This is a genomic window from Rhodococcus sp. AG1013 (assembly GCF_003350365.1).
Taxonomy (GTDB): domain Bacteria; phylum Actinomycetota; class Actinomycetes; order Mycobacteriales; family Mycobacteriaceae; genus Prescottella.
Map to the genome: position 1 here is coordinate 425,114 of NZ_QQAT01000003.1, position 13,005 is coordinate 438,118.

The following is a 13,005-nucleotide window of genomic DNA, read 5'->3' on the forward strand; positions in this document are numbered from 1 at the left end:
TGCGCCGGGATGTGCGGGTCGCACAAGTGTCGGGATGTGCGGGTCGCACAAATGTCGGGATGTGCGGGTCGCACAAAAGGTCCGCGCTGGACTGGGCAGATCGGCCAAGCGAGATCGCACCCTTCCGTGTGACGATCGTCACGACGACGGAAGACGTGGTCGGCGATATCCCCGAGCGAAGGAGTACGACGTGGCGGTTCCCGGCATCCCCGAAGGATTCGACTTCACGGACCCCGATGTGTACGAGACCCGGTTGCCGATCGAGGAGTTCGCGGCACTCCGGAAGTCGGCTCCGGTCTGGTGGGTGGAGCAGTCACCGACGAAGGGCGGGTACCCAGACGCCGGCTACTGGGCGGTGTCCCGGCACGCCGACGTCAAGGAGGTCTCGCGCAACGGCGAGGTGTTCTCGACGTGGGAGAACACGGCGATCGCCCGCTTCGGCGACGACATGCCCCGCGAGACCGTCGAGATGATGCGGCACCTGTTGATCAACAAGGATGCGCCCGATCACACCAAGCTCCGCAAGATCATCGCTCGTGGTTTCACCCCGCGTGCCGTCCAGAGTCTGCGTCCGGCGTTGAAGGCGCGGGCGGAACAGATCGTCCAGCAGGCGGTCGCCGCCGGCGCCGGCGACTTCGTCGAACAGGTCGCATGCGAGCTGCCCCTGCAGGCCATCGCGGAGTTGATCGGTGTGCCGCAGGAGGACCGCCACAAGATCTTCGACTGGTCGAACCAGATGATGGGCTACGACGATCCCGAGTTCGCGCAGGAATCGGCGACGGCGTCCGCGGAGATTCTCGCCTACTCGTATGCGATGGCGGAGGAGAGGCGCAAGTGTCCCGCGCAGGACATCGTCACCACGCTCGTCGAGGCCGACATCGACGGCGACGCCCTGGCTTCCGAGGAATTCGGGTTCTTCGTGCTGCTGCTCGCGGTCGCGGGCAACGAGACCACGCGCAACGCGATCACGCACGGGATCATGGCGTTCATGGACAACCCCGACCAGTGGGAGTTGTACCGGCGGGAGCGTCCGGCCACGGCGGTCGACGAGATCATCCGCTGGGCCACGCCGGTCGTCGGATTCCAGCGAACCGCGTTGTCCGACACCGAACTCGGTGGTCAGCAGATCCGCAAGGGCGACCGTGTCGTCATGTTCTACTCGTCCGCCAACTTCGACGAGGACGTGTTCGAGAACCCCATGCAGTTCGACATCACGCGAGCCGACAACGACCACCTGAGCTTCGGTGGCACCGGGGCGCACTATTGCATCGGGGCGAACCTGGCGCGCATGGAGATCGAGTTGATGTTCAACGCGATCGCCGACCACATGCCGGACATCACCAAACTCGGTGACCCGCGGCGGCTGCGGTCCGGGTGGATCAACGGGATCAAGGAACTCCAGGTGGACTACGCCGGTAAGTGCCCGGTGGCGCACTGAGCCCGCGCCCGCGGCCCCGTCACCACCACCCGGTGGCGGGGCCGAGGCGGTTGCCCAGTTCGGGCGCGAGGGTGCGCACGTAGGTCGCGGTCAGGTGGTCGTCGTCGCGGTAGACCAGGATGTTGCCCTCGACCACGCGGCATCGGTCGGTCCTGCACACGGCGTCGGACAGGTCGAGTAGCTGGACGGTCGGCAGGTACGCCGCGGCGGCCTGCGCCGGGTCGACGGGCTCGAGGACCTCCGCACGGTCGATGCCGCACGAGTCTGCGTTGCCCCCACGCCGGGCGAGGCAGTCCGCCGCCCGGTAGCTGACGCCGTCCTCCTCGAGCCATGGCGTGTCGCGCAGCGCGATCACGGGCAGATCCCGGGTCGCCAGTTCCTGCCAGAGCGCGACGTACGTCTCAGGGGTGTAGTCGCCGGGCTCGCCGGGGCGGGGCCGGGTCGAGGTGCTGAAGACGTAGTCGGGGCGCATCTCCGTGAGGGCGTCGACCACCCCGAACGTCCACTCCTCGCACTCGCCGATCGGGTAGTCGGGGCCGACGGGCAACAGGGCGGGGCAGCCCACCTTCAGGAACGTTTCCAGACGGAAACGGTGCTCCCGGGCCAGGATGTCCAGGGCCGGAATCCAGTGCTCGGCGTGCGATCCACCGATCACCGCGATACTCCGCTCGGCATCGACGTCGCCGTACGTGCAGGTGAGGGCCTCGATCTGGCCGGACTGCGACATGCATCCGTCGCCCGTGGTCGGCGGCAGGTCGGCGTGCGCGACGAACCGGGACGGCTGCTCGCGCGCCGTCACGACGTCGGCGCCGGACGTGAGCGCGGCCGCACCCGGGTAGGTGACCGGATCGAGTGGTCCCTGCTGGGCCCATTGCGTTGTCCGGCGGTCGACGAAGTCGGTCCAGGTCACCGATGCGGCACCCACGATCACCGCGAGCGCCGCGACGGCCGCGACGAGCGCCGACCGTGCCACTCCGCGATCGGCGGTCCTACGGATCGGGGTCTCGACCAGTCGGGTCGTCAGTTCCGCGAGGACCAGCGACACCGCGATCACGATGGCCCCGCCGGCGACGCTCGCCGACGGGCGATCGGCGATCACCAGATAGCCGATGAGGATCGGCCAGTGCCACAGGTACAGCGCGTACGCGACGGTGCCGAGACGTAGCAGCGGCCGCGAGGTGAGCAGGTTCGAGACCGGATTCGCGCGAGCATCGTCCGCCGGTTGCGCGCCCGCGACGATGAAGGCGAGCGCGGCGCCGACCGGGACCAGCGCCCACGGTCCGGGGAACTCGCTGCGTCCGTCGAGCACCATGCCGCAGCCGAGAACGATCGCCAGGCCGGTGACGGACAGCGCGATCCGCCACCCGCGCGGCACCCGGATCCACGGTGCGACGCACGCCAGCACACCGCCGGCGAGCAGTTCCCACATCCGCGCGGCGGTGTCGTAATACAGCCACGTCTGCGGCAGTTCACTGGTCGTCGCATAGATCAGGGACGCGGCGGCCAGGGCCGCGAGGACGACCGCGAGCGGCCCGCGGACGGGCAACCCGCGGGCCCGCAACAGCCACGCGACCGCGAACACGACAACGATCGCGGCGAGGTAGAACTGGCCCTGCACGGAGATCGACCACAGGTGCTGCAACGGGCTCACCGACGGGTCGGCGGCCAGGTAGTCGCTCGCGGTGTCGGCGAGGTGCCAGTTCTGGAGGAACGTCAGCGAGGCGGTCGTCTGCCGCGCGATGTCGAACCACAACGTAGCCGGATGGACCCAGACGGTGAACGCGACCGTCGCCGCGAGCACCACGACGAGAGGCGGTCCGAGTCGTCGAGTGATTCGCCCCACGACGGGGCGTGGATCGAGTCGAGACGGACCCTCAGCGACCCGCAGCAGCGACCCGACGAAGAAGAACCCGGACAGCGCCAGGAAGATGTCGACGCCGCCGGAGACCCGTCCGAACCACACGTGGTAGACGACCACCAGCCCGATCGCGAGGCCGCGGAGACCGTCGAGATCACGGCGGTGAACTGGGCGAATGCGGCTTTCGGAGCCCGAGGGGCCACCGAGGGTCGGGGCGGTGGAGCGGACTGACACGCGATCCTTTCGAGGCGGCGCGGGAGGAATCCCGGATTGCTGCGGAACGGTCGCGGCGGCGACGTCCCCAAAATACCTGCCGCGTCGACCGTCGCGCCCGAGCACATACAGTCGAGCGCCGTGAACTCCTTGCGCATGTCTTCCGAGCGGATCGTCGCGATCGACACCGAACACCTGTGGCATCCCTACGGGGCGTTTCCCGCGTCGACGGCCCCCCTGGTCGTCGAGTCCGCGGAGGGCGCTCGCCTCACCCTCGCGGACGGCACCGAACTGGTCGACGGTATGAGCTCGTGGTGGTCCGCGGTGCACGGGTATCGCAATCCGGTCCTCGATGCCGCGGTCACCGATCAGCTCGGCCGGATGAGTCATGTCATGTTCGGCGGGCTCACCCACGCGCCGGCCGCACGTCTCGCGGAGTTGCTGGTCGAGATCACACCCGCCGGTCTGGAGAAGGTGTTCCTCGCCGACTCCGGCTCGGTGTCGGTGGAGGTCGCCGTGAAGATGTGCCTGCAGTACTGGCGCGCCCAGGGGCGACCGGAGAAGCACCGGCTGCTGACGTGGCGGGGCGGCTACCACGGGGACACGTTCGCGCCGATGAGCGTGTGCGACCCGGACGGGGGCATGCACTCGATGTGGACGGACGTGCTGGCCCGGCAGGTGTTCGCGCCCGCGCCGCCGCGCGAGTACGACGCCGCGTACGTCGCGGAGTTCGAGCGGCTCGTGATCGAACACCGCGACGAGTTGGCGGCGATCATCGTCGAGCCCGTCGTGCAGGGGGCGGGGGGCATGCGGTTCCACCACCCGCACTACCTCCGCGAGTTGCGCCGCATGTGCGACGAGCACGATCTGCTGCTGGTGTTCGACGAGATCGCCACCGGATTCGGTCGCACCGGCGAGCTGTTCGCCGCCGACCACGCGGGGATCGCGCCCGACGTGATGTGTGTCGGCAAGGCCCTCACCGGCGGCTATCTCACGCTCGCCGCGACGCTGTGCACCACCGAGGTGGCCGAGACGATCAGCGCAGGCGAGGGCGGCGGGATCATGCACGGCCCGACGTTCATGGGGAACCCGATGGCCTGTGCGGTCGCGGTCGCGGCGGTGGAGTTGCTGCTCTCGCGCGACTGGCGGGCCGAGGTCGCGGCGCTGAACGAGGGGCTCGAACGCGGGCTGGCACCCGCGCGGGACATTCCCGGTGTCGTCGACGTCCGGGTGCTCGGCGGCATCGGGGTGATCGAGTTGGCCGAACCGGTCGACATGCAGACCGCGACCGACGCCGCTGTCGGGGCGGGGGTGTGGCTGCGCCCGTTCCGGAATCTGATCTACGCGATGCCGCCCTACATCTGTACCGCCGAGGATCTGGACCGGCTCACCACCGGCATGGTGGCGGCCGCGCGAAGCCAGGCGGCCTGACCGCAAGCCCACTTGAACGCTGTTCAAGTGGGCTTGTATCGTGCTTCGGGTGGGTACCGAGGGCAATGCGCTGAGCTGGCTGGACGACGTCGAACGTGATCGGCGGGCGGCCGGTCTGCGTCGCGAGCTGCGGGCACGCGGCGCGTCCGACTCGGTGATCGACCTCGCCTCCAACGACTACCTGGGTCTCGTCCGGCACCCCGAGGTGATCGACGGCGCCGTCGACGCGGTCCGTCGCTGGGGCGGTGGCGCGACCGGATCGCGGCTGGTGACGGGCACGACGTCGGATCACGAACTGCTCGAACGTGAACTCGCCGAGTTCGTCGGCGCCGAGGCCGGCCTGGTCTTCGCGAGCGGCTACGCCGCGAATCTCGGTGCCGTCACGGCACTCTCGGGTCCCGGCGCGCTGATCGTGTCCGATGCGGGCTGCCATGCCTCGCTGGTCGACGCGTGCCGGTTGTCCCGCTCCCGGGTCGTGGTGGCACCGCACGCCGACATCGAGTTCCTCCGCCGCGCGCTGGCCGAACGCGCCGAGGAACGCGCGCTGGTGCTCACCGACTCGGTTTTCAGCGCGGACGGCGACCTTGCGCCGCTCGCCGCGATGCACCGTGTGTGCCGCGAGCACGGCGCGGTGCTGCTGGTCGACGAGGCCCACGGGCTCGGCGTCCGCGGGTCGGGCGGCCGCGGCCTCGTCCACGAGGTCGGACTGGCGGGGGAGCCCGACGTCGTGGTCACGGCGACCCTGTCGAAGTCGCTGGCCAGCCAGGGCGGCGTGGTGCTGGCGTCGGAGAAGGTGCGTGCACACCTGGTCGACACGGCGCGCACGTTCATCTTCGACACCGGCCTCGCGCCCGCCGCGGTCGGGGCCGCACGTGCCGCGCTGGCCGTGCTGATCCGGGAGCCGGAGCGCGCGTCCGCGGTGCTCGACCGGGCCCGCGACCTGGCGCGCATCACCGGGGTAACAGATCCGGCATCGGCCGTGGTCTCGGTGATCCTCGGGGATCCGGAGGTGGCGTTCACCGCAGCGGTCGCGTGCCGGGAACGGGGGCTGCACGTGGGCTGTTTCCGACCGCCGTCGGTGCCCGAGGGCACGTCGCGGCTGCGCCTGACCGCGCGCGCGACGATCGATGCCGACGAGATGGAACGGATCGAAAGTATTCTCGCCGAGGTGCTTTCGGGCAATCGCGTGGGAGTATCGGCGTGAGCGTGCTCGTTGTGTCCGGTACCTCGACGGACGTCGGCAAGACGATCGTCACCGCGGCGCTCGTGGCCGCGCTTCGGGCAGCAGGCCGATCGGTCGCGGTGTGCAAGCCGGCGCAGACGGGTGTCACGGCGGACGAGCCGGGCGATCTGGCGGAGGTCACGCGGCTGAGCGGTGTGACGGCGACGGTCGAACTCGCCCGGTATCCCGAACCGCTCGCCCCGGACACGGCGGCCCGGCGCAGTGGCATGCCGATGCTCACCCGGTCCGATGTCGTGGCCGTCGTGCGCGAACTGGATGCCACGTACGACGTGACGATCGTCGAGGGCGCCGGGGGACTGCTGGTGCGTCTGGGCGCGGACGGCTTCACGGTGCGCGACGTCGCCGCCGACCTGGATGCGCCTGTCGTCGTGGTGGCTGCGCCCGGATTGGGCACGCTCAACCACTGTGCGTTGACGGCCGAATCGCTGGCCGCGGCGGGCGTGAAGTGCTCGGGCTTCGTCGTCGGATCGTGGCCCGTCGAACCCGATCTCGCGATGCGCTGCAATCTCGAGGATCTGCCGAACGTGACGGGGGCCGCGCTGGTCGGGCGCATCCCGGAGGGGAGTGGGCGTCTCGACGAGGCTCGATTCGCGAGTGCCGCGCCGGGCTGGTTCGACCCCGAATGGCTCGCCGCCTCGATCGGCTGAACAACCCGATCCGACGGCCCGAGGCGCAGAAAATCGCTGCGCCGGACGCATATGTCCGTGCTAGACACGGTCGAGTCGACATACGCGTACGCATACGGGAGGACGGGTCGTGCAGACCACAGAGACCACAGAGGCCACAGAGGCCACGGAGGCCATCGCCGCCAACCGGGCGAACTGGAACGACCGGGCGGACGTCCACGCGCGATCGAAGATGTACGACGTCGAGGGCTTCCTCGCCGATCCGGGGACGATCTCGCAAGTCGTTGTGAACGATCTTTCGGTGCTTGCGCCCCACCTGCCGGACTCGGGGGTGCGCGGCCGCAGTCTGCTGCACCTGCAGTGTCACATCGGCACCGACACGATCTCGTGGGCGCGGCTCGGCGCCGTGGACGTGCACGGACTCGATCTGTCGCCGAACTCGTTGGACCACGCGGCGCGGATCGCGGCCGCCGACGGGCGTGACATCCGCTGGGTGGAAGGCGACGCCCGGTATGCATCGACCCTGATCGACCGCCGGTTCGCAACCGTCGTCACGAGTGCCGGCACGATCGTGTGGCTGCCGGAATTGGCGACGTGGGCCCAGTCGATCCACGACCTCCTCGAACCGGGAGGCGTGTTCATGATTCGCGACGACCATCCGATTCTCGGGTCGATGGACCACGAGCCGTGGGAGATCGTCGACGACTATCTCGGCGGGGGTGGTCACCGCACCTACGACGACTCGGGAACGTACACCGAGGATTCGGCCGGGCAGATCGCGCATGTGACGAACTACGAGTGGCGCCACGACCTCGGCGAAGTCGTCGGCTCCCTCCTGGAGGCCGGCTTGACGATCGAATCCCTGGTCGAGCTGCCGTACATGGACTGGCCCGCGTTCGACGATCTCGTCCCGTGTCGGCGCGGGTGGGAGCTGCGACCCGGAGCGCCGCGGATTCCTCTCAACTTCGCTGTCGTGGCCAGGCGCCCCGCTGTGCTGGGGAATTCCGACGGCCCGGTGCCGTCGGGGTAATTCGCGGCGACACGGCGACGCTTCACGTACTGTGAGTGCCATCACATCGAGAAGGCAGATCGGGCGGCGGACCGACAGCCCTGGTACCGCTCCGATCGGCCGAGGATTCGAACAGTGCTTTTCGAAGCTTCTCGGAGGTACCGATGACCACCACCGAAGTGATGGATCTGCAGCGCACGATCGGCCATCTGCGGGAGTGCGTCGGGTCGCTGCGTGACGTCTACGGCGACGCGTCGGCCGTGCGCCGGCTGGCCAACGACGTCGATCGTCTCGACATCGACGCCCACGACCTCACCGAATCGCCTCCGCGGCCCACGGTCGGGGCGGGCACCGAGCGTGTACAGGTGCCGGACACGCCCTACGACCGTTCGCTGTGGCAGGGGGCCGACGACGAAGGCCTTGGCGGCAACCCGCACGAGAACGCGTGAGGGCGCCCCGCGTGACCGAGATCGGTGCACCATCGCCGGCTCGGGCGGACATCGGTGCGCGCACGTTGCGCACCGACCGGTGGTGGCTGGCGCCGCTGCTCACGACGCTCGGGCTCGCGGTCTTCGTCGTGTACGCGACGGTCCGCTCGTTCGTGCGGACCGCGTACTGGGTGGACGACTACCACTACCTGACGCCGTTCTACTCGCCGTGCATCAGCGAGTCGTGTGTGCCGGGTGCGAGTCATTTCGGCACCTGGGTCGGCGAGCTGCCGATGTGGATTCCGCTCGGCTTCCTGGTGCTGCCGTTCCTGCTCGGTTTCCGTCTCACCTGCTACTACTACCGCAAGGCCTACTATCGGTCGATCTGGTTGGCGCCGCCTGCCTGCGCGGTGGCCGAGCCCCACGCCACCTACACCGGGGAGACGCGGCTGCCGTTGATCGTGCAGAACGCCCACCGCTACTTCTTCTACGTCGCGTTGGTGGTGTCACTGGTCAACACGTACGACGCGGTGCGGGCGTACGAGGGCCCCAACGGCAGCTTCGGCCTCGGCCTGGGCAGCCTGATCATCACGGTCAACGTGATCCTGCTGTGGGCGTACACGCTGTCGTGCCACTCGTGCCGCCACGTCACCGGCGGCCGGCTCAAGCACTTCTCGGCACACCCGGTCCGCTATCGGCTGTGGACGTGGGTGAGCAAGCTCAACACCCGCCACATGCAGTTGGCGTGGACCACGCTGGCGACCCTGATCATCACCGACTTCTACATCATGCTGGTCGCGAGCGGCACCATCTCCGACCTGCGTCTCATCAACTGACGGGCTCGACGGGCACGAGCGATTCCAGCTGGAGGGGGAATTCGTGGCAGAGGTGGAGCGGCACAAGTACGACGTGGTGGTGATCGGCGCCGGCGGCGCCGGGCTGCGGGCGGTCATCGAGGCGCGCGAACGGGGCCTGTCGGTGGCCGTGGTGTGCAAGTCGCTGTTCGGGAAGGCTCACACCGTGATGGCGGAGGGCGGCTGCGCCGCCGCGATGGGCAACGCGAACTCCAAGGACAGTTGGCAGGTCCACTTCGGCGACACCATGCGTGGCGGCAAGTTCCTCAACAACTGGCGGATGGCCGAACTGCATGCGCGGGAGGCGCCGGATCGGGTGTGGGAACTCGAGACCTACGGCGCGTTGTTCGACCGCACCCCGGACGGCCGGATCAGCCAGCGCAACTTCGGTGGGCACACCTATCCGCGCCTGGCGCACGTGGGGGACCGCACCGGGCTCGAACTGATCCGCACGATGCAGCAGAAGATCGTCTCGTTGCAGCAGGAGGACTTCGCGGAGACCGGCGACTACGAGGCGCGCGTGAAGGTCTTCGCGGAGTGCACGATCACCGAACTCCTCAAGGACGGCGACCGGATCGCCGGCGCCTTCGGGTACTGGCGCGAGTCGGGGCGGTTCGTGCTGTTCGACGCCCCCGCGATCGTCATGGCGACCGGCGGAATCGGCAAGTCGTTCAAGGTCACGTCCAACTCGTGGGAGTACACCGGCGACGGCCACGCGTTGGCGCTGCGGGCCGGGGCGAACCTGATCAACATGGAGTTCGTCCAGTTCCACCCGACGGGCATGGTGTGGCCGCCCAGCGTGAAGGGCATCCTCGTCACCGAGGGCGTCCGCGGCGACGGCGGGGTGCTGAAGAACTCGGACGGCGAGCGGTTCATGTTCTCCTACATCCCCGCGGTGTTCAAAGGTCAGTACGCGGAGACCGCTGAGGAGGCCGACAAGTGGTACGACGATCCGGACAACAACCGTCGTACACCCGACCTGCTGCCGCGTGACGAGGTGGCGCGGGCGATCAACTCCGAGGTCAAGGCCGGACGGTCCACCCCACACGGTGGGGTGTACCTCGACATCGCGTCCCGGATGCCGGCGGACGAGATCGTGCGGCGGCTGCCGTCGATGCACCATCAGTTCAAGGAACTCGCCGACGTCGACATCACGAAGGAGCAGATGGAGGTCGGTCCCACCTGCCACTACGTGATGGGCGGCATCGAAGTCGATCCCGATACCGGATCATCCACGGTGCCCGGCCTTTTCGCTGCCGGAGAATGCTCCGGGGGCATGCACGGATCGAACCGGCTCGGCGGAAACTCGCTGTCGGACCTGCTGGTCTTCGGTCGGCGCGCCGGGCTCGGGGCGGCCGACTACGTCCAGTCCCTCGAGACCCGTCCTGCGGTCACCGAATCGGATGTCGTGGCCGCGGCGGCCGCGGCCCTCGCGCCGTTCGACCCGCCCGCGGAGGGGGTCGGGGAGAACCCCTACACCCTGCACACCGAGTTGCAGCAGACCATGAACGACCTGGTCGGCATCATTCGCAACGAGGAGGAGGTGGAGCGGGCAGTCGCGAGGCTCGACGACATCAAGTCTCGCGTCGGTGGGGTGACGGTCGAGGGCCACCGCCAGTTCAACCCGGGGTGGCACCTGGCGTTGGATCTGCTGAACATGGTGCTGGTGAGCGAGTGCGTCGCGCGCGCCGCCCTCATGCGGACCGAGAGTCGCGGCGGGCACACGCGCGACGACTACCCGTCGATGGACCCGCAGTGGCGGTCGACACTGCTGGTCTGCAGCACGGTGCCCGGCGATCCGGCACTCGGCGACGACGTCGCGATCCCCGACGTGATCGTCACGCGCGAGGAGCAGACGCCGATGCGTCCGGATCTGTTGGCGCTCTTCGAGATCGACGAGCTGGGGAAGTACTACACGGATGCCGAGCTCGAAGGGCATCCGGGAAGGGCGACCTGACATGGGCTACGACGCGAAGTTCCGGGTGTGGCGCGGCGACGCGTCGGGCGGGGACCTGTGCGACTACACGGTGGAGGTCAACGAGGGCGAGGTGGTCCTCGACATCATCCACCGCATCCAGGCGACGCAGTCCTCGGATCTGGCGGTGCGCTGGAACTGCAAGGCCGGCAAGTGCGGGTCGTGCTCGGCGGAGATCAACGGTCAACCACGGCTGATGTGCATGACCCGGATGTCGACGTTCGGCGAGAACGAGGTCGTGACCGTCACCCCGATGCGTTCCTTCCCCGTCATCCGCGATCTCGTCACCGACGTGTCGTTCAACTACACCAAGGCGCGCGAGATCCCGTCGTTCACGCCGCCGCCCGGTCTGGCGCCGGGCGAGTACCGGATGAAGCAGGTGGACGTCGAGCGGTCTCAGGAGTTCCGCAAGTGCATCGAGTGCTTCCTGTGTCAGAACACGTGTCATGTCGTGCGGGACCACGAGGAGAACAAGGAGGCGTTCGCCGGCCCGCGCTACCTGATGCGGATCGCCGAGCTCGAGATGCACCCCCTCGACACCGCGGATCGCCGCGACGCCGCCCAGTCCGAGTTCGGGCTGGGGCTGTGCAACATCACCAAATGCTGCACCGATGTGTGTCCGGAGAACATCCACATCACCGACAACGCGCTGATCCCGATGAAGGAGCGCGTCGCCGACAAGCGGTACGACCCTGTGGTGTGGCTGGGTAACAAGCTGTTTCGGCGAGGGAAGTAGCCCTCCGGGCCCTGTTGCGATCGACCGAACAAACGATTGGCACTCATCGGGTGGGAGTGCTAATTTTGGTAATGCACAGTTGATCGGCTGCCCGTCGGGTGGCGGGCACCGGAGATGCTCAGGAGGTGTGTTGCTGTGCTGCGCTTCGATCCCTTTTCGGATATTGATGCACTGACTCGAAGCCTTCTCTCCAACCCGATGGGTAGCACGCGCGTACCGCGGTTCATGCCGATGGACCTCTACCGAGTCGACGATCACTACGTCCTCCATGCAGACCTGCCCGGTGTCGATCCCGGCTCGGTCGACGTCAACATCGAGAACGGGACGATGACCCTCACGGCGCACCGCAGCGCGCCCTCGGAGGAGAACGTCCAGTGGCTCGCGTCCGAGCGGTTCAGCGGAACGTACCGTCGTCAGCTCTCTCTCGGCGACGACGTGGATGCCGAAAAGGTCTCTGCCAGTTACGAAAATGGTGTCCTCACGGTCATGATCCCGGTTGCCGAGCGCGCGAAGCCACGACGGATCGAGGTCACCCGCCTGGGATCCGACACTCCACGGACCATCGAGGCGGGGGCGGGCGACAGGACGGGAGACACCTAGGGCCGACGGCACCTGCACCACCGTCGGCGCGAATCGGTACGGGGCACGGTTCCCGTACCGATTAGGTCTGCGGTCCCCACGCACCTCGCAACCTCTGTCCTTCGCTCGAGAAAGTACCGCTCCACCATGTCCGTCGTCGCTGACCGTTCGCCCGATTCCGCTCCCGAGCCCACTCCCGCCCCCGATTCCCGGCCTGAACGCCGTCCCGCATCGCCGCTCGCGTCCGTCGGGGCGGTCCTGCGCCGAGCGGGCAGCGACACGTCGCTCGCGCTCGGGGCCCTGTCCGTCATCACATTCTGGACGTTCGGTCTGGGCATCCTGCTCGGTATCGGTGCGATCGTCACCGGTGTGGCCGCGTCCCGTGCCGTGGATGTCGAGGACGACGAACCGAAGTCGCTCGAGGCGTTGTTCGGAGCCCTCAGCGGGGCGTTGGGTGTGACGGTCGGCGTCGTGTTCCTGGTGGTTGCGGGACCGCAGTGGTGAGTTGACCGGGATCGACACGAAATCGTCACTCGCTCCGTCGCGGCGGACCGACGTATCGTTGTTGCAATGACGAACATCGACGCAAATCCCGCGTCGGCGAGCGCACTCGGC

General features: G+C 68.3%; 12 protein-coding genes. 11 read left to right on the forward strand and 1 reads right to left on the reverse strand.

Features of this window, described 5'->3' with window-relative positions:
• The first annotated feature begins 190 nt into the window (after positions 1–190).
• Entirely contained in the window at positions 191–1,438 is a 1,248-nt protein-coding gene (locus DEU38_RS06930) for a cytochrome P450 (RefSeq protein ID WP_114719353.1), read from the forward strand.
• A gap of 19 nt (positions 1,439–1,457) precedes the next feature.
• On the opposite strand, the gene DEU38_RS06935 is transcribed toward DEU38_RS06930, so the two are convergent.
• Positions 1,458–3,530 (reverse strand): acyltransferase family protein, encoded by a 2,073-nt coding sequence (locus DEU38_RS06935; protein ID WP_114719354.1) that lies wholly within the window; start codon positions 3,528–3,530, stop codon positions 1,458–1,460.
• Positions 3,531–3,665: 135 nt separating this feature from the next.
• On the opposite strand from DEU38_RS06935, the gene DEU38_RS06940 reads away from it, so the two are divergent.
• The 10 genes from DEU38_RS06940 to DEU38_RS06985 all read left to right on the forward strand — a co-directional run bounded on the left by DEU38_RS06940 (position 3,666) and on the right by DEU38_RS06985 (position 12,894).
• Positions 3,666–4,940, forward strand: a complete 1,275-nt coding sequence (locus DEU38_RS06940; protein ID WP_397484385.1) for an adenosylmethionine--8-amino-7-oxononanoate transaminase — start codon at positions 3,666–3,668, stop codon at positions 4,938–4,940.
• Between the two features lie 37 nt (positions 4,941–4,977).
• Entirely contained in the window at positions 4,978–6,144 is a 1,167-nt protein-coding gene (locus DEU38_RS06945) for an 8-amino-7-oxononanoate synthase (RefSeq protein WP_114719355.1), read from the forward strand.
• On the forward strand, positions 6,141–6,830 hold the full coding sequence (bioD, locus tag DEU38_RS06950) for a dethiobiotin synthase (RefSeq protein WP_114719356.1): 690 nt from the start codon (positions 6,141–6,143) through the stop codon (positions 6,828–6,830). The genes DEU38_RS06945 and bioD overlap by 4 nt, the downstream gene beginning before the upstream one ends.
• A 109-nt stretch (positions 6,831–6,939) precedes the next feature.
• Complete coding sequence (locus DEU38_RS06955; protein WP_114719357.1) at positions 6,940–7,839, forward strand: bifunctional 2-polyprenyl-6-hydroxyphenol methylase/3-demethylubiquinol 3-O-methyltransferase UbiG; 900 nt, start codon at positions 6,940–6,942, stop codon at positions 7,837–7,839.
• Positions 7,840–7,982: 143 nt separating this feature from the next.
• A complete protein-coding gene (locus DEU38_RS06960) occupies positions 7,983–8,267 on the forward strand; it encodes a hypothetical protein (RefSeq protein ID WP_114719358.1) in 285 nt (94 codons plus the stop codon).
• An 11-nt stretch (positions 8,268–8,278) separates the two neighbouring features.
• Complete coding sequence (locus tag DEU38_RS06965; RefSeq protein ID WP_258557664.1) at positions 8,279–9,082, forward strand: hypothetical protein; 804 nt, start codon at positions 8,279–8,281, stop codon at positions 9,080–9,082.
• 43 nt (positions 9,083–9,125) lie between these two features.
• A complete protein-coding gene (locus tag DEU38_RS06970) occupies positions 9,126–11,057 on the forward strand; it encodes a fumarate reductase/succinate dehydrogenase flavoprotein subunit (RefSeq protein ID WP_114719360.1) in 1,932 nt (643 codons plus the stop codon).
• Position 11,058: 1 nt separating this feature from the next.
• The gene (locus DEU38_RS06975; protein WP_114719361.1) at positions 11,059–11,811 is read left to right on the forward strand and encodes a succinate dehydrogenase/fumarate reductase iron-sulfur subunit; all 753 of its coding nucleotides are present in this window, start codon (positions 11,059–11,061) and stop codon (positions 11,809–11,811) included.
• A gap of 135 nt (positions 11,812–11,946) precedes the next feature.
• Positions 11,947–12,411, forward strand: a complete 465-nt coding sequence (locus tag DEU38_RS06980) for an Hsp20/alpha crystallin family protein (RefSeq protein WP_114719362.1) — start codon at positions 11,947–11,949, stop codon at positions 12,409–12,411.
• 126 nt (positions 12,412–12,537) lie between these two features.
• Positions 12,538–12,894, forward strand: coding sequence for a hypothetical protein (locus tag DEU38_RS06985; RefSeq protein WP_114719363.1), 357 nt, complete (start codon positions 12,538–12,540; stop codon positions 12,892–12,894).
• Positions 12,895–13,005 lie beyond the last annotated feature (111 nt).

Bases quoted from the DNA above. Each gene is read 5' to 3' on its own strand.
- DEU38_RS06940 (WP_397484385.1), top strand. From the start codon at position 3,666: ATGTCTTCCGAGCGGATCGTCGCGATCGACACCGAACACCTGTGGCAT.
- DEU38_RS06960 (WP_114719358.1), top strand. From the start codon at position 7,983: ATGACCACCACCGAAGTGATGGATCTGCAGCGCACGATCGGCCATCTG.
- DEU38_RS06975 (WP_114719361.1), top strand. From the start codon at position 11,059: ATGGGCTACGACGCGAAGTTCCGGGTGTGGCGCGGCGACGCGTCGGGC.
- DEU38_RS06985 (WP_114719363.1), top strand. From the start codon at position 12,538: ATGTCCGTCGTCGCTGACCGTTCGCCCGATTCCGCTCCCGAGCCCACT.